We start from the raw sequence: 22,483 nt of genomic DNA, 5'->3' as shown, positions 1-22,483 counted from the left end.
GTCGTCTCCCTTATCCGTGTTTGATGGCAATAGTCTTGAGCGTCGTGAAGCCATACAGCGCCTCGAAGCCTTTCTCGCGGCCGTGTCCCGAATGCTTGACGCCGCCGAATGGCAACTCGATGCCACCGCCCGCGCCATAGTTGTTAATGAACACTTGCCCCGAGCGCACGCGGCGCGCAAGACGCATCTGCCGCGCGCCGTCGCGTGTCCAGATGGCCGCGACGAGGCCGTAGTCCGTGCCGTTCGCGAGCCTGAGCGCGTCGGCTTCGTCGTCGAACGGCATCGCGGCGAGCACGGGGCCGAACACTTCCTCGCGCGCCAGACGATGCGTCGGCGGCACATCGCGCAAAAGCGTCGGCGCCTGATAGAAGCCCGCTTCGGGCGCTTCCGCGACGACTTCGCCATGCGCGGCCATCGCGATGCCGTCGTGCTGCGCATCGGAGAGAAAGTCCCACACGCGCTGCTGCTGCTTCGCGCTGATGAGCGGGCCGCAGTCCAGATCCAGCTTGCTCGGGCCCACCTTCAGCGCCGCGAACGCCTGCGAGAGCCGGTCGATCAGCGGCTCGTAAGCCGCGCGTTCGATCAGCACGCGGCTGCCCGCCGAGCATGTCTGCCCCGCGTTCTGCACGATGGCCGCGACCAGCACGGGCAGGGCGGCGTCGAAATCGGCATCGGCGAAAACGATCTGCGGCGACTTGCCGCCCAGTTCCAGCGTGACGGGCACGTGGTTGTCGGCGGCCATCTTGGTGACGGCCGCGCCCGTCGCGGGCGAGCCCGTGAACGAAATGTGATCGATGCCCGGATGACGCGCGAGCGCCGCGCCCGCTTCGTGGCCGTAGCCGGTGACGATGTTGAGCGCGCCATCGGGCAGGCCCGCTTCGGCGGCCAGTTCAGCGACGCGCAGCAGCGACAGGCACGCGTCCTCGGCAGGCTTCACGACGCACGCGTTGCCGGTGGCGAGCGCCGCGCCGACGCTGCGCCCGAAAATCTGCAGCGGATAGTTCCACGGCACGATGTGCCCGGTCACGCCGTGCGGCTCGCGGATGGTCAGCACGGTGAAGCCGGACTGATACGGCAGCGTCTCGCCGTGCAGTTTGTCGGCGGCGCCCGCGTAGAACTCGAAATAGCGCGCGATGCCGGTGGCATCGGCGCGCGCCTGCTTGAGCGGCTTGCCGGTGTCGCGCGCTTCGATCTGCGCGATTTCCTCGTGGCACGCGGCGATCAGCATCGAGAGCCGCGCGAGAATGCGGCCGCGTTCGGCGGCGCTCGTCGCGCCCCAGACGCCGTCGTATGCCGCGCGCGCCGCGCTCACGGCGCGGTCGATGTCGGCGCTCGTGCCGCGCGCAAGCTCCGCGAACACTTGCCCGTCGGATGGATCGACCACCGGAATCGTCTCTCCGCCCGATGCCGCGATCCACTGGTTGCCGATGAAATGCTTCGCTTCCTCCATGCGCGTCTCCTTGTCGGTTCGTTCGCTCACTGTGGTCGAATCGATTATCACGCACCCGGTTCCCGGGGCGCCTTTGGCTATAATGCCTGAGTGTTTCACGTCGCAGCGCCCGCGTTCCATTCGTGACGCGTCCGAGAGCGCCGCATCCGTTTTCCCGGTTTCCGAACTCAACTTCTCCAGAGAGTGCTCATGAGCTTCAATAACGTACCTCCCGGCCGTGATCTCCCGCAGGATTTCAACGTCATCATCGAAATTCCCGCGCAAAGCGATCCGGTCAAATACGAAGCGGACAAGGACATGGGCCTGCTCGTCGTCGATCGTTTCATCGGCACCGGCATGCGCTATCCGGCCAACTACGGCTTCATTCCGCAGACGCTGTCGGGCGACGGCGATCCGGTCGACGTGCTCGTCATCACGCCGTATCCGCTGCTCGCGGGTTCGGTCGTGCGCGCGCGTGCGCTCGGCATGCTGCAGATGACCGACGAATCGGGCGTCGATGCGAAGCTGATCGCCGTGCCGCACGACAAGGTCTGCCCGATGACGGCGAACCTCAAGTCCGTGGACGACGTGCCCGAATTCCTGAAGGATCAGATCAAGCACTTCTTCGAGCAGTACAAGGCGCTCGAAAAGGGCAAGTGGGTGAAGGTGGAAGGCTGGGCGGGCATCGACGCCGCGCACAAGGAAATCACGGAAGGCATCGCGAATTACAAGAAGTAAGCGCGTTTTTCTCGCTGCGTCTCAACGCCGCCGTCCGCTCGCCGGGCGCGCGGCGTTTTGTTTTGATGCGCGGCGCGAAGGTCTGAATGGCGTCAGCCGGTTTCCACGCGCGGCAGCACCGATTCCAGCGTGCGCTCGCCCGCGATCAACGCGCGCTTTTGCTGCACCGGCAGGCGCTTGACCCAATATTCCGCGCGCGACGCCTCCGATCTTCCGGCCACTTCGAACGACGCCACCACGCGCAGCGGTTTCTTCGCCCGCGTGTAGCGCGCGCCCTTGCCGCTCGCGTGCGCGGTGAAGCGCGCTTTGACATCCGTCGCGATGCCGGTGTAGAGACTGCCGTCGTCGCATTCGATCAGATAGAGAAACCACGGCATCGCGTGTTTTATGGCTCGCAGACTTCGATGCCGCGCATTATCGCCGATGCAACCGGGCGAGCGCGCCGACGCCTTCGCGCGACTTGCGCGAGAATAGCCGCTTTCGGGCGCAGACGCGTCCATCGGTCCATTCTGCGAGGGTGCCTGTTTGAATCGCGAGATCGAAATTCATGTGGTCGATACGCTCGACGATATTCCGGCCGACGACTGGAACCGGCTCGCCGGCGACAATCCGTTCGTGCGGCACGGCTTTTTGTCCGCGTTGCAAGAGACGCAATGCGCGGTCAAGCGCACCGGCTGGCGCGCGCATCACTTGATTCTGGAGCGCGGCGGGCAGTTCGCGGGCGCCATGCCGCTGTATCTGAAGTCGCATTCGCGCGGCGAATACGTGTTCGATCACGCGTGGGCCGACGCCTTCGAGCGACACGGCCTGCGCTATTACCCGAAGGCGTTGTCGGCGGTGCCGTTCTCGCCGGTGACGGGTCCGCGGCTCATCGCCGCCGAACACGAGGACCGCGTGCTGCTGGCGCGCGGCGCGATCGAGCTGACGCGGCGGCTCGACATCTCGTCGCTGCACGTTTTGTTTCCGCACGCGCAGGATATCGAGGCGCTCACGGACGCCGGCTACATGCTGCGCGAAGGCGTGCAGTTTCACTGGGAAAATCTGCCCGGCGACGGTTATGCGAGCTTCGACGCGTTCCTCGCGACGATGAGCCACGACAAGCGCAAGAAGGTGAAGCAGGATCGCCGCCGCGTGATGGAAGCGGGCGTCACGTACACGTGGCTGCGCGGCGCGCAAATCGACGAACGCGCGCTCGACTTCTTCTATGACTGCTACGAGAACACGTACCGCGAGCACTGGAACGCGCCGTATCTCTCGCGCGAATTCTTCGGCCGGATTCATGCGGATGCGCCCGACAGCATGCTGCTCGTGATCGCCGAAGCGGACGGCCAGCGGCTCGCGTGCGCGCTGAACATGATCGGCGGCGATGTCATGTATGGCCGCTACTGGGGCACGCGCGAGTTCATCTCGGGGCTGCACTTCGAGACGTGCTACATGCAGGGCATCGCATATTGCATCGAGCACCGGCTCGCGCGCTTCGAAGGCGGCGCGCAGGGCGTGCACAAGATGTCGCGCGGGCTTTTGCCGACGCCGACGTGGTCCGCGCACTGGATCGCGGACGAGCGGTTCCGGGAAGCCATCGCCGAGTTTCTCGACGCCGAAACCGAAGCGATGGATCAGCACATCGAAGAACTCGAAGCGCACACGCCGTTCAGAAAGAAGGGCTAGAACTGCGATAATCGTTGCGGCTCTTTCCACCGCCAAACCACGCTCCCACGCGCCGAAGGTAACGACGACCATGAGCAAGAACTTCTTCAATCTGTATAGCCACGACTTCGCGCGCGTCGCGGTCGCGATTCCGAACTGCAAGGTCGCCGATCCCGCGTTCAATGCGGCCGGGACCATCGAACTGGCGCAGCAGGCGGCGGCGCGGGGCGCGGTGCTCGTCGCGTTCCCCGAACTGGGCTTGTCCGCTTATAGCTGCGACGATCTCTTTCATCAGCGCGCGTTGCTCGACGCCTGCAAAGACGCGCTGCAAAGCATCGTCGATGCATCGAAGTCGCTCAAGGTCGCGATGATCGTCGGCATGCCGCTGCTCATCGAGCACAAGCTCTTCAACTGCGCGGTCGTGATCGCGGATGGCGTCATTCGCGGCGTCGTGCCGAAGAGCTATCTGCCGAACTACGGCGAGTTCTACGAAGCACGGCAGTTCAGTCCCGCCGATGCCGCGACCACGCACACGGTCACGCTGTGCGGACAGGAAGCGCCCTTCGGCGCGTCGCTGCTCTTTCAGATCAAAAACCTGCCGCTTTTCCGCTTCCACGTCGAGATTTGCGAGGACGTGTGGGTGCCCATTCCGCCGTCGTCGTTCGCGGCGCTCGCGGGCGCTACCGTGCTCGTCAATCTGTCGGCGTCGAATATCGTCGTGGGCAAGTCGGCGTATCGGCATCAGCTTGTCGGGCAGCAGTCCGCGCGCTGTATCGCCGCGTATCTCTACACGTCGGCGGGCGAGGGCGAATCGACCACGGATCTCGCGTGGGACGGGCAGGGCCTGATCTATGAGAACGGCGAGATGCTCGCGGAATCCGAGCGATTCTCGGGCGAGTCGCACATCATCTTCGCCGATGTCGATCTCGAACGGCTCTCGCGCGAACGCATGCGGCAAACCACGTTCGGCCGATCGACGCAGCGGCACGCCGATGAAGTCGCGCAGTTCCGCGTGGTCGAATTCGAACTGCCGGCGCCGGTGGACGGCACCTTGCCGCTCGAACGGCGCGTGCAGCGCTTCCCGTATGTGCCAGCCGATGCCGCCCGCCGCGACGCGCGATGCAACGAGGTCTACAACATCCAGGTGCAGGCGCTGCTGCAACGCCTGCGTTCGTCGGGCATTTCGAAGGTCGTCATCGGCGTGTCCGGCGGACTGGACTCGACGCATGCACTGCTCGTGTGCGCGAAAGCGATGGACCGCCTCGGCCTGCCGCGCTCGAACATCCTCGCCTATACGATGCCGGGCTTCGCGACGAGCGAGCGCACGCTCAGGCAGGCGCGCGAGTTGATGGAAGTGATCGGCTGCACGGCGGAAGAGATCGACATTCGTCCGAGCTGCACGCAGATGCTCGCCGATATCGGCCATCCGCACAGCGACGACAACCAGCAATACGACATCACGTACGAAAACGTGCAGGCCGGCGAGCGCACGAGCCATCTCTTCAGGCTCGCGAATTTCCATCACGCGATCGTCGTCGGAACGGGCGATCTGAGCGAGCTTGCGCTCGGATGGTGCACGTACGGCGTGGGCGATCACATGTCGCACTACAACGTCAACGCGAGCGTGCCGAAGACGCTCATCACGCATCTGGTGCGGTGGGTCGCGGAGTCGGGCCAGATCGGCGACGCGGGCAGCGACGTGCTCGAAAACGTCCTCGCCACGGACATCAGCCCCGAGCTCATCCCGGGCAAGGCTAGCGGCGCGCTCGAACAGAAGACGGAAAGCGTGATCGGCCCGTACGAATTGCAGGACTTCAATCTGTACTACACGGTCCGCTTCGGCTTCGCGCCGTCGAAGGTCGCGTTCCTCGCGTTCACGGCATGGCGCGACCGCGAGGCGGGCGCGTGGCCGGAAGGTCCGAACGTCGCGCGCAATCAGTACGGGCTCGCGGATATCCGCAAGAATCTGCGCATCTTCCTCGACCGGTTCTTCCGCATGAGTCAGTTCAAGCGGTCCTGCATTCCGAATGCACCGAAGGTGGGCTCGGGCGGCTCGCTTTCGCCGCGCGGCGACTGGCGCGCGCCGAGCGATTCGCAGGCAACGGTCTGGCTCAACGATCTCGAACGCGTTCCGGAGAGCGAGTGAGCGCGCAACTCGCGCTTATCGCAGTTAACCCGGCCAATGACTCGATGAAAGGCGGCTAGAATCGAAGGCATCGGTCGCGCGAGCGACGACACTTTTCCTGAACCGTCTGTTTTCCGAAGCGAGGTCCGCCATGAAACGCATCACCGCCATCATCAAACCGTTCAAGCTCGACGAAGTTCGCGAGGCGCTCGCCGAAGTCGGGCTGACGGGCTTGACGGTCACGGAAGTCAAGGGCTTCGGACGCCAGAAAGGGCACACCGAGCTCTATCGTGGTGCGGAGTACGTGGTGGACTTCCTGCCGAAGGTGAAGATCGAGGTCGTCGTGGCGAACGATCAGACCGATCAGGTCATCGACGCGATCATCGGCGCGGCGCGCACCGGCAAGATCGGCGACGGCAAGATCTTCGTGGCCGACGTCGAGCGCGTGATCCGCATCCGCACCGGCGAGGAGAACGAAGCGGCGGTCTGATCGTCCGGCAGTTCTCGCATCTCACGCCCGCTCACCGTAGCGGGCGTTTGTTTTCGACGAAGGCGCATCTCCTGCTGTAACATCGACTGCCTATAATCATTTTGTAAGGATCAGTCGATGCACCACGCGATCGGCTTCATTCAGGATCTCGCCGTGCTCATGGCCATCGCGGGCGTCGTGACGGTGCTGTTTCATCGCCTGCGGCAGCCGGTCGTGCTGGGCTACATCGTGGCGGGCGTCATCATCGGGCCGTACACGCCGCCGTTTCAGCTCATCAACGACGAAGCCACCATTCAGACGCTCGGCGAACTGGGCGTCGTGTTTCTGATGTTTTCGCTCGGGCTCGAATTCAGCTTGCGCAAGCTCTTTCGCGTCGGCGCAACGGCGTTCGTCGCGGCGCTGTCCGAGATCGTGCTGATGATCTGGATCGGCTACGAAATCGGCCGCTGGTTCGGCTGGAGCGCGATGGATTCGCTCTTTCTCGGCGCGATGCTCGCGATCTCGTCGACCACGATCATCGTCAAGGCGCTCTCGGAACTCGGCCTGAAAGGCGAGGGCTTCGCGCAACTCGTGTTCGGCATTCTGATCGTCGAGGACATACTCGCCATCGCGATGCTCGTGCTGCTGTCGGGCATCGCCCAGACGGGCGCGGTGAGCGCGGGCATGGCGGCGGTGACGCTCGGCAAGCTGCTGCTCTTCATGACGGTATCGCTCGTGGTCGGCATCGTGGTCGTGCCGCGCGCGCTCGATTACGTGGCGCGGTCGAAAAGCGACGAGATGCTGCTGGTCACGGTGCTGGGCTTCTGCTTCGGCTTCTGTCTGCTGGTCGTCAAGCTCGATTATTCGATCGCGCTCGGCGCGTTTTTGATCGGCGCGATCATGGCCGAATCGAAGCACCTCGCGCGCATCGAGCATCTCATCGCGCCGGTGCGCGACATGTTCTCCGCGATCTTCTTCGTGACCATCGGGCTCTTGCTCAATCCGTCGGTGCTCGTCGATTACGCGTGGCCGATCGCCGTCATCACGGTGGCGGTGGTGCTCGGCAAGATCGTGTCGTGCGGGCTCGGCAGCTTTCTCGCGGGCAAGGACGGACGCACGGCGATGCGCGTCGGCATGAGCGTCGCGCAGATCGGCGAGTTCTCGTTCATCATCGCGTCCCTCGGGCTGTCGCTGAAAGTGACGAGCAGTTTTCTCTATCCGATCGCGGTGGCCGTCTCCGCGCTGACGACGCTCTTGACGCCCTATCTGATGCGCGCCGCCGATCCGCTCACGCTGCGCCTCGCCCGCGCGATGCCCGCGCCGCTCGCGCAGACCTTCGGCGCTTACTCGCAATGGCTCGCGAGCCTCGCGCCCGCCTCCGAGGGCGCGACGCTCGTCGCGATGACGAGGCGCATCGTGTTGCAAATCGCCGTGAATTTAGCGCTCGTCGCCGCGATCTTTCTCGGTGCATCGTATGCGGCGCCGTTCGCGTCGAGCCATCTCGCGCGCTGGCTCGAAACGGACAACGCGCAGCGCGTGGTGCTGTGGAGCGCGGCGCTCGTCATTGCCCTGCCGTTTCTGGTCGCGGTTTATCGCAAGCTGGAATCGCTCGCGCTGCTGCTCGCCGAAGTGAGCGTGCAGCCGGCGAAAGCCGGGCGCTTCACGCACGCCATCCGCTCGGCCGTTTCGGGCCTCATTCCGATCGTCGCGATGTTCGGCGTCTTTCTGCTTGTCGCCGCGCTGTCGGGCGGCATTCTTCCGCCGTTCGGCCTGATGCTCGGCGTGCTGCTGTGCGTGGCGCTCCTCTTGACCGTCTTGTGGCGCTGGTGCGTGAAGATCCACGCGACCATGCAGATCGCGTTGCGCGAGACGCTGCAGGAGCCGCGCGATCACTGAGCACGATCACTGAGCACGATTACTGAGCGCGTGACATCGCTCCCGATAATGTGAGCAAATGTGTGCTGGTTTGCTTCGCCCGGTTCGATGGGCGGATAATCGAAGCCTCTCCATTCTCCTAGTGGCGCTTTTGTGCGCCTGAAATCGGGATGAGCGAAAAGAACACGTCGAACGACTCGGGCATCACCGGCAACAACGACATTTCCAACGCGGCGGCGTCGCGGGGCGCGGACACATCCGCCGCTGCGCAGGCGAGCGCGCGGGCATCGACGGATGCGCCTTCGAGCGCGTCCACCGTCGAGCCCGTGGACCGCAACGCGGCGCGGCGCGAAGAGGCGCAGCAAACCGCCCGCGATGCGCGCGCCCACGTCGCGAGCGCGACCGCCGCGCAGGAAGCCGCGGCTCGCGCGGCAAATCCGGCGAGCGCGGCAAGTCCGGCAAGTCCGGCACGCGCCGAACGTGTCGACGCCAAGACGAGCCTCGCGCAAAACCTCGAAGCCGCCACCGAAGCCGAGGCGCAAAGCACGCAGGCCGAAGCCGTGCTCCAAGCCGAGGCCGCATTGGAGGCCGAGGCGGAAGTCCAGGCCGAAGCCGCGCTTTCGCGGCCCGCCGCCGGCCTGCCTCCGGAATTCAACGCCGCGCCGGATTTCGGCAAATTCAATCCGCCGCCCATTCCGCCGCAGTCCACCGCGGAGACGACGGCGCCTCAGCCCGCCTATTTGAAGCAGTCCGATTCGGCGTGGTCGGTGTTCGGCCGCATCGTCGCGGCGCGGGCGCGCCAGATCTTCGACCGGGCCGGGCAGCGCATCACGCAACGCACGCTGCGCATCGGCGTCTCGGCGCGCATCTTTCATCCTGAGCCGGGCGCGAAGGGCTTGCGCGGCAAGACGTTGCAGTATCTCGAGGAATCCATCGCGCACTGGGTCATGTCGCGCGACGTGCTGGTGTTCATGATTCCGACGGTCGGTCATCAGGGCATGCTGCATCCGAGCAATATCCGCCTGCGTGACTACGCGAAACATCTCGACGGCTTGCTGCTGCAAGGCGGCGCGGACGTCTCGCCGCAGTCGTACGAGGAAGTGACCACGCGCCCGGAATGGCCCGGCGACCGCGTGCGCGACATGTACGAACTGGAACTGCTGCACGAGTTCGTCGAATCGGGCAAGCCGGTGCTCGGCGTCTGCCGTGGCTGTCAGCTGATCAACGTGGCGTTCGGCGGCACGCTCTACGGCGACATCGCCACCGACGTCCCGACCGCGGGCATCCACGTCAACGAGCATTACGACCAGCATCGGCACTCCATCCGGTTTCCGGACGGATCGTCGCTCGTCAACATGTTCCCGAATCAGCGCGAAGCAATCGTCAATTCGATCCACCATCAGGCCGTGCGAACGCTCGGCCGCGATCTGAACATCGAGGCCGTGTCGTCGTCGGACGGGATCATCGAGGCGGTGCGTTATCGCAAGGCGCCGTTCGTGGTCGGCGTGCAGTGGCACCCGGAGTTTCATCGCGCGGGCGGCGACGAACTGCTCGATTGCACGCCGCTTCTCGATACGTTCCTGCGCGTGGCGCGCGAAACGCGGTTCTAGGCGCGGTTTCTCGCGTGCAAAAAGCACAAGGCCCGCTGCGTCTGAGCGGGCCTTGTGCTTTTTTGCTTGCGATTAGCGCAGCGGTGTTGGCGGCGCGGACGTCAGACCGGCCTCGGTCGCGCGCTGAAGCTGCTCCACTTGCTGCTGCAACGCGTGCAGCTTGCGTTCCGCTTCGAGCTTGTCGGTTTGCAGTGCGGCCGATTCCGCTTGCAGCTTCTGCTGACGCTCCGACACCTGCGAGTCCTGCTGTTGCGCGAGCGCGAGGTCTGCGGACAAGCGGCTCGCCCGGTTCGACGACACCGCGATCACGCGTTCGAGCAGCGCCGTCTGCGCCTGCAACTGCGTGCGGCGAATTTCGCCGTCCGCGAGTTCGTAGCTCTTGCGCGCGAACTGCGCGTAGAGCGCTTCAGCGCGGCTTTCGTCCTGTGTCTTGACGACGCGCCACAACTGCGTTTCCTGCTGAAGCGCGACGTAATAAACCATGTCTTTTGGCAGGAAGTAGAGCTTCGCGCCGTAGCTCGCGTTACGCGTGGCGCGCAATTCCGTGACGCTGCCCGCCTGCACGAGCTCTTGCAATTCGGCCAGATTGCCGGCGGTGGGCGCGGAACCGTCCGCTTTCACGTTCGACAAGTCCTCGGCGGCCAGCGGCGCGGGCGACGCTTGCGCGGCTTTTGCGATGGACCCGGCGAATGCGCTGGCAAAGGCGCCGAGGACAGACAGAGCGACAACGAGCGTCGCGGTACGGATAAAACGTGAGTGCTTCATGTTGGCGTGATGCCGATAAGGTTGGCGGGCGGCGCGGGCCGTCCTGATCTAGTTCGTGGGGGCGTCGGCGGAACGGTGGTCCGCTCGCGACACGGCGTTGCTGTCGAGCGTCGGCGAGTGCTGGAGCACGGCGTAGAGCGCCTCGACGTTCATGGCGTTGGTCGGGCTTGTCACGCTTTTCCGGCTGGCCGATGCGGCGTAGCGCGGCTCAACGGATCGCGCGACCGTCTGTGTGCCCTGCGCCGTCGCAACGTGGAACGATCGTTTGCCCTGCGCCGCCGACGCCATCACGCGCGTGTGCGCTTGCCGACGCGACGCCTTGACCGGCGAGAGCGAGGGCGAGGCGACGCGGGCGACGCTGCGCCACTTCATGCCCGAGTGGCGAACCCCGATGGTGCTCGCGCCGGTTTGCGCGGCGCTGATAACCACGTGCGATGCCGCCTGAACCGCGCTCGCAGGCACCGGATCCCCGGCAACGACCTTGGCCTCGACGCCGGAGGCCGCCTGCGCGACGATGGGCGTCGTTTCCACCATTGCGGGCGGCGTCGATTGAACCGGAGCCGCCGATGCGAGCGCCGCCGGTTCGTCGCTTGCCGGACGGTGTTGGTACCCGAAGAGCAGCCACGCGATCAACGCGGCGCACGCAATGGCGATGACCGTGCGAAGCGGCTTATGCGAAGCGGCTGCGCGGTTGGGCTCCACCGCCGGCGCGCTGACCGCGATCGGAATGGGCGCCGCGCCGGCTGGCGCTTCGTTGCCCTGGGCCGCCGACGGTTCCGCACCCTGCATCAGTTGCAGCATCTTCCGGCGAATCTGGCCTTCGGAGAACACGCCCCACAAGCTGGCCGCGCGATACGGCGAGCTCGCGTCCGACAAACGCGCTGCTTCGACATAAGCGGTCTCGAAGCGCGCCGCGCTGATCGGAACTTCGGAGTCCGATCGAACGGGACGCGTAGGCACGGGCGACCACTCGCGACCGAACGTCAGCGACGGATCGGCGAGGGGGCGCAGCGGCGGCAGGCGCAGCTTGCCTTCGATGGCGATCAGAGGTTCGGTCATGGAGATTCCAGAAGCATGGGGCCGCATGCGGCAGCACGCGGGACCGGGCCGCGTTGAGGCCCGGAGTGCGTCGCGCCCGGCGATGAACGGGCTTCGGACGCGTCCTGCGGCAAAGCCGAAGATGACCCGCGATCATACGAAACGCCCGCGCGCCATGCGACAGGATTACTCCGAAAGACGAATTTTTATAGGACCGCTGATTGACGAATGAGGGTGGCTGTGGTTGCGAGCCGTCAGGCAAATGGGCGAACGTATCGAAGACAGACGACATCGACGCCGCCCAGCTTGTCGTCCTCGCGTCCCGAGCGCGTCCAGCCGCGCGATTCATAGAAGCCGATGGCGGCCGTGTTGGCTTCCAGCACCGACAGATGCATTTGACGCGCGCCGCGCGCTCGCGCCCACGCGGCGGCGGCATCGAGCAGGACGCTGCCCACGCCGCAGCCGCGAAACGCCGGCAACGCGTGCAGATTGTCGATCAGCGCGCTGCCGGTTGCGTCCGGCGTTTCGACGCATACGAAGCCGGCAGGCTCGCCATTCGACTCGGCGATCAGCACGCATCCCGCGCCGCCCGCGATGTCCTTAATTCGCGTCTGCCAGTGTTTCGCTCGTTCGAGAGGCAATGCATCGTCGAGGTAAGCGTCCGGAAGCATGCCGCGATACGCCGACGCCCAGCTTCGCGTGTGAATCGATGCAATCAGTTCCGTATCGTCGACGCCGGCTTCACGAAGGTTCAATGGAGTAGGTGTAGGCATATGGTCGGCAAACAGTAAGGCGAAATTAATGCTAATAGACGGAAATTACGCGAACTTCGTGCAGCAACGCGTGTGCAGGCGTTAAGATTCCGGTAGACCCACTCTTACAAATAATGTAAGGGGTTAACCCTAAGAAATCGGGATTCGCGGCCTTATGCCGCGCTCTCGCCAAGATTCGAGAAAGTTCATGTCCACGACCCACGTTGCACCCGCCAATGAATCGAAGTTCAAGACGGTCTTTCGCGTCGTCAGCGGAAACTTCCTTGAAATGTACGACTTCATGGTTTATGGCTACTACGCCTCGGCCATCGCCAAAACGTACTTTCCGAGCGGCAGCGATTTCGCTTCGCTCATGCTTGCATTGTCCGTCTTCGGCGCGGGCTTCTTGATGCGCCCCGTCGGCGCGATCGTGCTCGGCGCGTACATCGACCATCATGGCCGGCGCAAGGGCCTCATTCTCACGCTGACGCTGATGGCGATCGGCACCGCATGCGTCGCGCTCGTGCCGGGCTACGCGACGATCGGCGCGCTCGCGCCGATCGTCGTGCTCGGCGGGCGGCTGCTGCAAGGCTTCTCGGCGGGCGTGGAACTGGGCGGCGTGTCGGTGTATCTGTCCGAAATCGCGACCAAGGGCAACAAGGGATTCTATTGCTCGTGGCAGTCCGGCAGCCAGCAGGTGGCGGTCGTGTTCGCGGCGCTCATCGGCGTCATCATGAACCGCGCGCTGCCGCCCGAGCAAATGGGCGCGTGGGGCTGGCGCGTGCCGTTCCTGATCGGCTGCCTGATCGTGCCGTTCCTCTTCATCATCCGCCGCTCGCTGCGTGAGACGGACGAGTTCCTCGCGAGAAAGCATCGCCCGGACATGGGCCAGATCGCGCGCTCCATCATGCAGAACTGGCCGATCGTCATCGCCGGCATGGGCATGGTCATCATGACGACGGTGTCGTTCTACATGATCACCGCGTACACGCCGACCTTCGGCAAGGAAGTGCTGAAGCTGTCCGCCATCGATGCTCTCGTCGTCACCGTGTGTGTCGGTCTTTCGAACCTCGTATGGCTGCCGGTGATGGGCGCGTTGTCCGACCGCATCGGCCGCCGTCCGGTGCTGCTCTTCTTCACCATCGCGACGATTCTCACGTCGTATCCGGCGGTGCAGTGGCTGGTCGCGGACCCGTCGTTCGCGCGCCTTCTGATGGTCGAACTGTGGCTCTCGTTCCTGTACGGCAGCTATAACGGCGCGATGGTCGTGGCGCTCACCGAAGTCATGCCGGTCGAAGTACGCACCACCGGCTTCTCGATGGCCTACAGCCTCGCGACGACCATCGGCGGCTTCACGCCCGCCATCTCGACGTATCTGATTCACGCGACCGGCAACAAGGCCGCGCCGGGTCTGTGGATGGGGCTTGCCGCCGTGTGCGGACTGATCGCGACGCTCGTGCTGTATCGCTCGTCCGAGGCGCGCAACCAGTACAAGACAGCCTGACTTCGTTCGGAACCTTCTGCGTAGAACGCCTCGCGTCCGTCTGACGCGAGGCGTTTTTTATTGGCGCGACGCAAATCAGCCGCGCAATGCGGCCGCGACTTGCGCGACCACGCCTTGCCAGTCGCCCGGCGCGCGCTGCCGCACGAGTCGCGCGTTCGGATACCACGCGCTGCGTTCGCCATCGACGCCCCAGCGCCAGTCGGCCGCGAACGGCAGCATCACCCATACCGGTTTGCCGAGCGCGCCCGCCAGATGCGCGACCGATGTATCTACGCTGACGACCGCATCGAGCCGGTCGACGATCGCGCCCGTATCGGCGAAGTTTTCGAGCCTTCCTTCGAAGCGATGAATCGACTTCGCTTGCGGATGCGCGAGCAGCACCGCGCGTTCGTCTTCGGTGAGAAACGGCTGAAGCACGATCCAGTCGATGCCTTCCAGCGCGAAAAGCGGCGCGAGCGCCTCGACGGGCGCCGAGCGCGTCTCGCCGGGCTGCAACCGCCCGGACCACGCGATGCCGATCTTGCGCTTCGCCTGACCGCCGAGCGAGCCGCGCCATTTGCGGCGGTAATCGGCGGGCATGACGAGATACGGCGTGCGCGCGGGAAGCGCGTCCGGCGACGTGACGCCGAGCGCGAGCGGCAGGCTCAGGAGCGGGCAGAAGGCATCGGCGGATGTGAACGGGGCATCGGCGCGGCTTCTCAGTTCGATGCGCGCCGCATGCGCGGCCGGTGCCAGAAGCGGCACGAGCGCGGGCTGCACTTCCAGCACCAGCTTGCCGACGCGCTTCGCCGCATACGCCGCGAAGCGCACGAACTGCAGCGTGTCGCCGAAGCCTTGCTCCGCGCGCACGAGCAGCGTGCAGCCAGGAAGCGGCTCGCCCTTCCAGCGCGGCAGCGGCGGCGCGTTTTCGCTGCCGGGCGTCTTCAGACGCCATTCGTATTCGGGCAGGCCGCGTTCGTAGTCGCCGGTGGAGAGGAGCGCGAGCCCGCGATTCAGATGCGCGGCGGGCATCTCGGCATCGAGCCGCAACGCCTGATCGAACGCGCGGATCGCGGCGGCGTGCGCGGCGAGCGCGAGATGCGAATTGCCGAGACACAGCCACGCGACCGCGTATTTCGGATCGAGGCCGACCGCGCGCTCGTAACACTGCACGGCTTCGTCGTGACGGTTCAGCTTGGCGAGGGCGTGTCCGAGCCCGAAGTGCCCCGGCGCGAAGCGCGGCTGCAAGCGCACTGTCTTCTCTAGCGAGGGCAGCGCTTCTTCGGGATGGCCGCGCGAATCGAGCAGATTGCCGAGATTGAAGTGCGCGGCGACGTAGTCCGGCTCGGCGTCGATGGCCGCGCGAAAGTGCGCGATCGCGCCGAGCGGATCGCCGAGCGCGTTCAGCGCCATGCCGAGGTTGTTGTGCGCGCCGGCGTGTCGGGGGCGCAGGGCGAGCGCGCGGCGAAACGCGCGCGCGGCGTCCTCGTGGCGCGACAGCGCCGCCAGCGCGTTGCCGAAGTTGTTCCACGCCGCCGGATCGTTCGGTTGCGCGCGCAGCGCTTTTTCGAAGGCATCGGCGGCGTCTTCGTGGCGGCCGAGCGCCGCGTACGCGTTGCCGAGGTTGTATTGCGCGAGCGCGAAACCGGGCGCGAGCGTGAGCGCGTTGCGAAAGCGTTCGATGGCGTCGTCCAGACGCCCGAGCGCCTTCAGCGCGTTGCCGAGATTGAGCTGCAAGGCGGCGTCCGTCGGGCGCAGATCGACGGCGCGCGCGACGAGCGCCGCGGCCTCTTCGTGCTGCCCCTGTTGATGGCGCAGCACGCCGAGGTAGTGCAACGCTTCGACGTGGGAGGGTTCGGCGGCGAGCGCGGCTTGATAGTCGCGTTCCGCTTCGGTCAGGCGGCCGTCACGATGGGCCGCGAAGCCGCGGGCAAATACGGTGTCCATGACGGAGAATTTTTGCAAACCCCGCATTTTCCCACACTGGAAAGCGCCGCTCCGGATTCTTCTGTTGACATGTGGCGACGATGGTAACTAACATGTGAACACCTATTCATATGTTGATGACTCCGTTGGCCTCGCCTCCATTCGCGCTCGGCGGCGCGACTTCCGATGATCGCGTCGTCCCGCTCGCCGACCTGTTCCGTCTGCTCGGCGACCCGACGCGCCTGCGCATCGTGCTGGCGTGCGTCGAGCAGAAGCGCGCGGTCGGCTCCATTGCCGAATCGCTCGGCCTGTCGGGGTCGCTGGTGAGTCACCATTTGCGTTTGTTGCGCGCGGCGCGGATCGTGCGGGCCGAGCGGCAGGGCAAGCAGGTGTTCTACGTGGCCGCGGACCGGCACATCAGCGGCATGCTGGCGGAACTGCTGGAACACGTCGCCGAGCCGCAGTCCGACGCAACCGACATCAACTGACACCGACTCGAACACCGTCACGCTCATGAGCACGCATACGCATCACGAACACGATCACCACGATCACCACGATCACCACGCGCACGACCATCACGCCGCGCACGAAGGCCACAGCCACGGGCCGGGCGGACATCATCATCACCATCACGCGCCGCAGGCCGGGCAGGGGCGCACGTTCGCGCTCGCGGTCGGGCTGAACCTGCTGATCGTCGTCGTGCAGGCGGTGTACGGTCTGCTCGCGCATTCGACCGCGCTGCTCGCCGACGCCGGCCACAACCTGTCCGACGTGCTCGGTCTGTTGCTCGCGTGGGGCGCGGTATGGCTCGGCACGCGCCGGCCGAGCGCGCGCTACACGTTCGGGCTCGGCAGCTCGTCGATTCTCGCTTCGCTCGCCAATGCCGCGCTGCTCTTGCTCGCGTGCGGCGCGATCATCCTCGAAGCCATTCAGCGCCTTCTGAACCCGGCGCCCGTGGCGGGGCTGGACGTGTTCATCGTCGCGCTGGTCGGGCTCGTCGTGAACGGCTTTTCTGCGTGGCTCTTCATGCGCGGGAGCAAGGAAGACCTGAACGTGCGGGGCGCGTTCATGCACATGGCCGCCGATGCCGCCATCTCCGCCGCCGTCGCGGTGAGCGGGCTCGTCATCCTCTACACGGGCTGGAACTGGCTCGACCCGGTGATGAGCATCATCGTGGTGGCGGTCATTCTGTACGGCACCTGGGGACTCGGCCGGGATGCGATGCGTCTCGCGCTCGCGGCCGTGCCGCCCGGCGTCGACACGGCGCGCATTCGCGGCTATCTGTCGGGGCTGCCGGGCGTGCGCGGCGTGCACGACCTGCACGTCTGGGCGCTCTCGACGACGGAAAACGCGCTGACCGTGCACCTCGTCATGCCGCAGGGCCATCCGGGCGATGCCTTCATGCAGGGCGTCGTGGCCACGTTGCGGCGCGATCACGCGATGCATCACGCCACCGTGCAGGTGGACGTGACGGACAGCGCCTCCGAGTGCGTCCTGCACCAGCGTTGAACCGTCGGAGCGCGAACCGCCGCAGGCAAGCCGGCGTACACTAGCCGGAGACAAAAACCCGCCAAAAACCTGCCGGAGATTCCGTGCATGTTCACGCGCAAGCCGAATTCGAACGACATGCTCGACGTCGCGCCGGTGCTGATCGTCGGCGCCGGACCCACGGGCCTCGCCGCCGCGATGAGCCTCTCGCGCGCCCACGTTCCGGTGCGCCTCATCGACCAGGCGCCGCAGCCTTCGCCGTATTCGCGCGCCATCGGCATTCAGGCACGCACGCTCGAACTCTTCGAGCAGCATCGCACGGTGGAGCCGTTTCTCGAACTCGGGCATCGGGCGCGCGTCGCCAATCTCTATTCCAACGGCCAGCGCCTCGCGCGGCTCGACTTCGATCCGCTGCAAACGCGCTATCCGTATCTGCTCTTTCTGCCGCAATGCGAGACTGAGCGGCTGCTCGCCGAGCATCTCGCCGAATCGGGCGTGAAGGTCGAGCGCGGCGTGGCGCTGACCGATTTCACGCAGGGCTCGGCAGGCATTCAGGCGACGCTGCGGCATCCCGGCGGACGCGAAGAAACGCTGCGCCCGTCGTACATGATCGCGGCGGACGGCGCGCATAGCATCGTGCGGCACAGGCTCGACGTGGGCTTCGAGGGCAAGACCTTCGACCAGACGTTCCTGCTCGCCGACGTTCAGGCCGATTACGACTGGCCCGACGACGAGTTCCACATCTTCGCGTCGCAAGAAGGGCTGGCCGCGCTCTTTCCGATGGGCGGCGGTCGCGCGCGTCTCATCGCCGATCTCGCGACGCACGCGACCCACGCGACCCAAGCGACACACGAGCCAGCTCCCGCCGCCGACGCGCCGAAGAGCGGTCCCGATCTCGACGAATGCCGCGCGCTCGTCGAGCGGCGCGTGCATCATCGCGTGAAGCTGTGGGACCTCGCGTGGTCGTCATATTTCCGCGTGAACAGCCGCATGGTCGACCGGCTGCGCGTGCAACGCATCTTTCTCGCGGGCGATGCCGCGCACGTGCACAGCCCGGCCGGCGCGCAGGGCATGAACACGGGCATTCAGGAAGCGTTCAACATCGGCTGGAAGATCGCGCGGCTGCTCGCGGGCGGCGCGTCCGACCGCCTGCTCGACACGTACTACGCGGAGCGGCATCCGATCGAGCGCGACGTGCTGCGTCAGACCAGCATGCTCACGCAATTGGCGGAAGCCGGACACGGCCCGATGAAGCTGATGCGCGAGCACGTGATGCCCGCGCTCGCGGCTATCGGCCCGCTGCGCGACGCGATGCGCCGCACGGTGAGCGAACTGTCGATCAACTATCGCAGGAGCCCGCTCACGCTCGAACGGGCGCTGGATGGCGGCCCGCGCGCGGGCGAGCGCGCGCCGGATGCGCGCGTGCATGTCGTCGATGGCCCGCTCGGGCGTCTGCCGGGCGTCGGCTGTCTGTACGATCTGCACGATCCCGGCTGCTTCTCGCTCTTCCTGCTCGTCAATCCGACGGGCGAGGACGACATCGCGCTGGCGCCCGCGACCATCACCGTGGCGCATGCGATGCGCGACAGCAATCTGGACGGCCTCGTGCAGTCCATCGAGGCGATTTTTTCGGACGCGGTGCGCGTCTGGCGCATCACGGATACGAGCGGCGACGACGCTCAGTCGCTCACCGATCACTACGGCCGCACGCGCCCGGCGTTCTACCTCGTGCGGCCGGACGGCTATATCGCGGCGCGCGGGCGCGTGCCGGCGGATACGCAGGCGCTCCTGCGTCATTGCGAAACGTGGTTCGGCGCCGAGCGTCCGGAAAGCGGCAAGCGCGCGGCGGGCGAGTACGCCGAAGACTGAGCGGTGATCGACAAAAGAAAACGCCCCGATGCTGCCGGGGCGCAATGGGCACTACAGAGAGCCCGAATATCCTGAAAGCGCGGTGTCAGGCGGTCGTCGCCTTCGGCTGAAGATCCGCCTTGTGGAGCGTGAGCGCCTCGCGCAGGATCGGCTCCATCGAGGCGCTTGCCTCCGGGTTATCCAGCGCGGTCAGGATCGCCACGCGCATGCGCGGTTCCCAGAAGCGGCGGATATGATCCGCCACGCCATCGACGGCTTCGGCGTGATCCGGCATCGAGTCGAAAAACTCGCCGATGCGGTTCGCCATCTCGATCAGATTATCCACGTCCATGTGTCATTTCCCTGAAGTGGTCGCGAGACTGCGCATGTTGAGCAGTTCGAGCTGCTGCGTGTTGAAGCGCGAGTAGTCCTTCTGCCATTGCGACGGCTGCTCCACCGGCATCACCTGCACCGCCGTGACCTTGTACTCGGGGCAATTCGTCGCCCAGTCGGACGACTCGGTGGTGATGACGTTCGCGCCCGATTCCGGGAAGTGGAACGTCGTATAGACGACGCCCGGCTGCATGCGGTCGGTGATCTTCGCGCGCAGCACCGTCTGCCCGGCGCGGGACTCGATGCCGACCCAGTCGCCCGTCTTGATGCCACGATCCTCGGCGTCGTGCGGATGAATCTCCAGACGGTCCTCGTCGTGCCAGCGCGAATTTTCGGTGCGCCGCGTCTGCGCGCCGACGTTGTACTGGGACAGAATGCGCCCCGTCGTCAGCAAAAGCGGGTACTTGCGCGTGACCTTCTCCGGCGTCGGCACGAACTTCGTGATGACGAAGCGTCCCTTGCCGCGCACGAACTCGTCGATATGCATCGTCGGCGTGCCGTCGGGCGCTTTTTCGTTGCACGGCCACTGAATGCTGCCCATCTCGTCGAGCTTTTCGTACGAGACGCCGTGGAAGGTCGGCGTGAGGCGCGCGATCTCGTCCATGATTTCGGACGGATGCGTGTAGTTCATCTCGTAGCCGAGCGCGCGGGAAAGCAGAATCGTCACTTCCCAGTCCGAGTAGCCCGCGAGCGGCGGCATCACCTTGCGCACGCGCGAAATGCGACGCTCCGCGTTGGTGAAGGTGCCGTCCTTTTCGAGGAACGTCGAGCCCGGCAAGAGCACGTGCGCGTACTTCGCGGTCTCGTTCAGGAAGATGTCCTGCACGACGATGCATTCCATGGCCGACAGCGCGCCCGCGACATGCTGCGTGTTCGGGTCCGACTGAACGATGTCCTCGCCCTGGCAATAGAGCCCCATGAAGGTGCCGTGCGTGGCGGCATCGAACATGTTCGGGATGCGCAGGCCCGGCTCCGGTTGCAGCGTCACGTTCCATGCTTCTTCGAAGAGCGCGCGCGTCGCGGCATCGCCGATATGGCGATAGCCCGGCAACTCGTGCGGGAACGAGCCCATGTCGCACGAGCCCTGCACGTTGTTCTGGCCGCGCAGCGGATTCACGCCGACGCCTTCGCGGCCGACGTTGGCCGTCGCCATCGCGAGGTTCGCGATGCCCATCACGGTGGTCGAGCCCTGCGCGTGCTCGGTCACGCCGAGCCCGTAGTAGATCGCCGCGTTGCCGCCGGTCGCGTAGATACGCGCGGCTTCGCGCACTTGCTGCGCGGGCACGCCGGTGACCGCTTCCGTCGCCTCGGGCGAGTTTTCTTCGAGCGCGACGAAATCGCGCCATTGCTGGAACGCGCGCGGCTCGCAGCGTTGCGCGATGAACGCCTCGTTGAGCAAGCCGTCGGTGACGATCACATGCGCGAGCGCGTTGACCATCGCGACGTTCGTTCCCGGGCGCAGCGCCAGATGATGCGACGCCTTCACGTGCGGCGTATCGACGATATCGATGCGGCGCGGATCGATCACGATCAGCGTCGCACCCTCGCGCACGCGACGCTTCAGGCGCGAGGCGAAGACCGGATGGCCGTCGGTCGGGTTCGCGCCCATCACCACGATCACGTCCGACTTCTCGATGGATGCGAACGTCTGCGTGCCGGCGGATTCGCCGAGCGTCGTCTTGAGACCGTAGCCGGTTGGCGAATGGCAGACGCGCGCGCAGGTATCGACGTTGTTATTGCCGAACGCGGCGCGTACGAGCTTTTGCACGAGATACGTTTCTTCGTTCGTGCAGCGCGACGACGTGATCCCGCCGATCGAATCGCGTCCGTACTTGTCCTGAATGCGGCGGAATTCGCTCGCCGCATAGCTGATCGCTTCGTCCCACGACACTTCGCGCCACGGATCGGTGATCTTCGCGCGGATCATCGGCTTCGTGATGCGGTCCTTGTGCGTCGCATAGCCCCATGCGAAGCGGCCCTTGACGCACGCGTGGCCTTCGTTCGCCTGACCGTTCTTGTTCGGCGTCATGCGCACGACGGTGTTGCCCTTCATCTCCGCCTTCAGCGAGCAGCCGACGCCGCAGTACGCGCAGGTCGTCACGACCGAATGCTCCGCCTGGCCGAGCATGATGACGCTCTTTTCCTGCAGCGTCGCGGTCGGGCACGCGGCGACGCACGCGCCGCACGACACGCATTCCGATTCCATGAACGGCACGTTCTCGCTTGCCGCCACGCGCGATTCGAAACCGCGTCCGGCGATGGTCAGCGCGAACGTGCCCTGCGTTTCCTCGCACGCGCGCACGCAGCGATTGCAGACGATGCACTTCGACGGATCGTAGGTGAAGTACGGGTTCGACTCGTCCTTCTTGTCCTTCAGATGGTTCGCGCCTTCGTAGCCGTAGCGCACTTCGCGCAGGCCGACCACGCCCGCCATGTCCTGCAATTCGCAGTCGCCGTTGGCGGGGCAGGTGAGGCAATCGAGCGGGTGATCGGAGATGTAGAGCTCCATCACGTTACGCCGCAGCAGTTGCAGCTTGTCGCTTTGCGTGCGGACTTTCATGCCCGCTTCGACAGGCGTCGTGCAGGACGCCGGATAGCCGCGCTTGCCTTCGATCTCGACGAGGCACAGCCGGCACGAGCCCCACGGTTCCAGCGAATCGGTGGCGCAGAGCTTCGGCACGTTGACGCCCGCTTCGATCGCGGCGCGCATCACGGACGTGCCGGCGGGCACCGTGACCGACTGGCCGTCGATGTCGAGCGTCACGTCGATGTCGGCGTGGCGCAGCGGCGTGCCGTAGTCGGTCTCGTCGAACGGATCGCGGCGTTGCACCGATGCCGCGCTCTTGCACGCGCAGTTGCCCGAACCGCAGCCGTTGATGGTGTTGGACATGTTC

Annotated in this window: 18 protein-coding genes; 10 read left to right on the top strand and 8 right to left on the bottom strand. The window is 65.6% G+C overall.

Annotation, left to right across the window (positions count from 1 at the left end; genetic code table 11):
• Positions 1 to 10: 10 nt before the first annotated feature.
• Positions 11 to 1,450: an aldehyde dehydrogenase family protein gene (locus LDZ24_RS10040; protein ID WP_248322330.1), complete on the bottom strand. Its 1,440-nt coding sequence runs from the start codon at positions 1,448 to 1,450 to the stop codon at positions 11 to 13.
• A 189-nt stretch (positions 1,451 to 1,639) separates the two neighbouring features.
• On the opposite strand from LDZ24_RS10040, the gene ppa reads away from it, so the two are divergent.
• Entirely contained in the window at positions 1,640 to 2,167 is a 528-nt protein-coding gene (ppa, locus tag LDZ24_RS10035; protein WP_175944678.1) for an inorganic diphosphatase, read from the top strand.
• A gap of 92 nt (positions 2,168 to 2,259) precedes the next feature.
• On the opposite strand, the gene LDZ24_RS10030 is transcribed toward ppa, so the two are convergent.
• Positions 2,260 to 2,544, bottom strand: a complete 285-nt coding sequence (locus LDZ24_RS10030; RefSeq protein ID WP_248320328.1) for a GIY-YIG nuclease family protein — start codon at positions 2,542 to 2,544, stop codon at positions 2,260 to 2,262.
• Positions 2,545 to 2,692: 148 nt separating this feature from the next.
• Between LDZ24_RS10030 and LDZ24_RS10025 the strand changes: the two genes are divergently transcribed.
• The 5 genes from LDZ24_RS10025 to LDZ24_RS10005 all read left to right on the top strand — a co-directional run bounded on the left by LDZ24_RS10025 (position 2,693) and on the right by LDZ24_RS10005 (position 9,893).
• Positions 2,693 to 3,835 carry a GNAT family N-acetyltransferase gene (locus tag LDZ24_RS10025; protein WP_248320327.1) on the top strand — a complete coding sequence of 381 codons (1,143 nt, stop codon included), beginning with the start codon at positions 2,693 to 2,695 and terminating at the stop codon, positions 3,833 to 3,835.
• Positions 3,836 to 3,905: 70 nt separating this feature from the next.
• Complete coding sequence (locus tag LDZ24_RS10020; protein WP_248320326.1) at positions 3,906 to 5,960, top strand: NAD(+) synthase; 2,055 nt, start codon at positions 3,906 to 3,908, stop codon at positions 5,958 to 5,960.
• A 130-nt stretch (positions 5,961 to 6,090) separates the two neighbouring features.
• Positions 6,091 to 6,429 (top strand): P-II family nitrogen regulator, encoded by a 339-nt coding sequence (gene glnK / locus LDZ24_RS10015; protein ID WP_008342452.1) that lies wholly within the window; start codon positions 6,091 to 6,093, stop codon positions 6,427 to 6,429.
• A gap of 117 nt (positions 6,430 to 6,546) precedes the next feature.
• The gene (locus tag LDZ24_RS10010) at positions 6,547 to 8,304 is read left to right on the top strand and encodes a cation:proton antiporter (RefSeq protein WP_248320325.1); all 1,758 of its coding nucleotides are present in this window, start codon (positions 6,547 to 6,549) and stop codon (positions 8,302 to 8,304) included.
• A gap of 149 nt (positions 8,305 to 8,453) precedes the next feature.
• Entirely contained in the window at positions 8,454 to 9,893 is a 1,440-nt protein-coding gene (locus tag LDZ24_RS10005) for a gamma-glutamyl-gamma-aminobutyrate hydrolase family protein (protein WP_248320324.1), read from the top strand.
• A 72-nt stretch (positions 9,894 to 9,965) separates the two neighbouring features.
• Here LDZ24_RS10005 and LDZ24_RS10000 read toward each other — a convergent pair whose 3' ends face one another.
• The 3 genes from LDZ24_RS10000 to LDZ24_RS09990 all read right to left on the bottom strand — a co-directional run bounded on the left by LDZ24_RS10000 (position 9,966) and on the right by LDZ24_RS09990 (position 12,469).
• Positions 9,966 to 10,658, bottom strand: coding sequence for a DUF2968 domain-containing protein (locus LDZ24_RS10000; protein ID WP_248320323.1), 693 nt, complete (start codon positions 10,656 to 10,658; stop codon positions 9,966 to 9,968).
• A 48-nt stretch (positions 10,659 to 10,706) separates the two neighbouring features.
• The gene (locus LDZ24_RS09995; protein ID WP_248320322.1) at positions 10,707 to 11,717 is read right to left on the bottom strand and encodes a hypothetical protein; all 1,011 of its coding nucleotides are present in this window, start codon (positions 11,715 to 11,717) and stop codon (positions 10,707 to 10,709) included.
• 233 nt (positions 11,718 to 11,950) lie between these two features.
• Positions 11,951 to 12,469 carry a GNAT family N-acetyltransferase gene (locus tag LDZ24_RS09990; RefSeq protein WP_248320321.1) on the bottom strand — a complete coding sequence of 173 codons (519 nt, stop codon included), beginning with the start codon at positions 12,467 to 12,469 and terminating at the stop codon, positions 11,951 to 11,953.
• A 187-nt stretch (positions 12,470 to 12,656) separates the two neighbouring features.
• Here LDZ24_RS09990 and LDZ24_RS09985 point away from each other — a divergent pair, with 187 nt between their 5' ends.
• Complete coding sequence (locus LDZ24_RS09985; protein ID WP_248320320.1) at positions 12,657 to 13,952, top strand: MFS transporter; 1,296 nt, start codon at positions 12,657 to 12,659, stop codon at positions 13,950 to 13,952.
• A gap of 75 nt (positions 13,953 to 14,027) precedes the next feature.
• On the opposite strand, the gene LDZ24_RS09980 is transcribed toward LDZ24_RS09985, so the two are convergent.
• A complete protein-coding gene (locus tag LDZ24_RS09980) occupies positions 14,028 to 15,878 on the bottom strand; it encodes a tetratricopeptide repeat protein (RefSeq protein WP_248320319.1) in 1,851 nt (616 codons plus the stop codon).
• 116 nt (positions 15,879 to 15,994) lie between these two features.
• Here LDZ24_RS09980 and LDZ24_RS09975 point away from each other — a divergent pair, with 116 nt between their 5' ends.
• The 3 genes from LDZ24_RS09975 to LDZ24_RS09965 all read left to right on the top strand — a co-directional run bounded on the left by LDZ24_RS09975 (position 15,995) and on the right by LDZ24_RS09965 (position 19,217).
• Positions 15,995 to 16,345: a helix-turn-helix transcriptional regulator gene (locus tag LDZ24_RS09975; protein ID WP_248320318.1), complete on the top strand. Its 351-nt coding sequence runs from the start codon at positions 15,995 to 15,997 to the stop codon at positions 16,343 to 16,345.
• Between the two features lie 25 nt (positions 16,346 to 16,370).
• Positions 16,371 to 17,369, top strand: coding sequence for a cation diffusion facilitator family transporter (locus LDZ24_RS09970; RefSeq protein ID WP_248320317.1), 999 nt, complete (start codon positions 16,371 to 16,373; stop codon positions 17,367 to 17,369).
• An 87-nt stretch (positions 17,370 to 17,456) separates the two neighbouring features.
• On the top strand, positions 17,457 to 19,217 hold the full coding sequence (locus LDZ24_RS09965) for an FAD-dependent monooxygenase (protein WP_248320316.1): 1,761 nt from the start codon (positions 17,457 to 17,459) through the stop codon (positions 19,215 to 19,217).
• A gap of 85 nt (positions 19,218 to 19,302) precedes the next feature.
• Here LDZ24_RS09965 and LDZ24_RS09960 read toward each other — a convergent pair whose 3' ends face one another.
• Both LDZ24_RS09960 and fdhF read right to left on the bottom strand, forming a co-directional pair.
• Positions 19,303 to 19,548, bottom strand: a complete 246-nt coding sequence (locus LDZ24_RS09960) for a formate dehydrogenase subunit delta (RefSeq protein ID WP_248320315.1) — start codon at positions 19,546 to 19,548, stop codon at positions 19,303 to 19,305.
• 3 nt (positions 19,549 to 19,551) lie between these two features.
• Entirely contained in the window at positions 19,552 to 22,479 is a 2,928-nt protein-coding gene (gene fdhF, locus LDZ24_RS09955; RefSeq protein WP_248320314.1) for a formate dehydrogenase subunit alpha, read from the bottom strand.
• Between the last annotated feature and the right edge of the window lie 4 nt (positions 22,480 to 22,483).

The sequence above is a fragment of the Caballeronia sp. Sq4a genome (genome assembly GCF_023170545.1).
Taxonomy (GTDB): domain Bacteria; phylum Pseudomonadota; class Gammaproteobacteria; order Burkholderiales; family Burkholderiaceae; genus Caballeronia.
The sequence above is the reverse complement of the archived record's forward strand: the minus strand, read 5'-3'. Positions and strand labels throughout refer to the sequence as shown.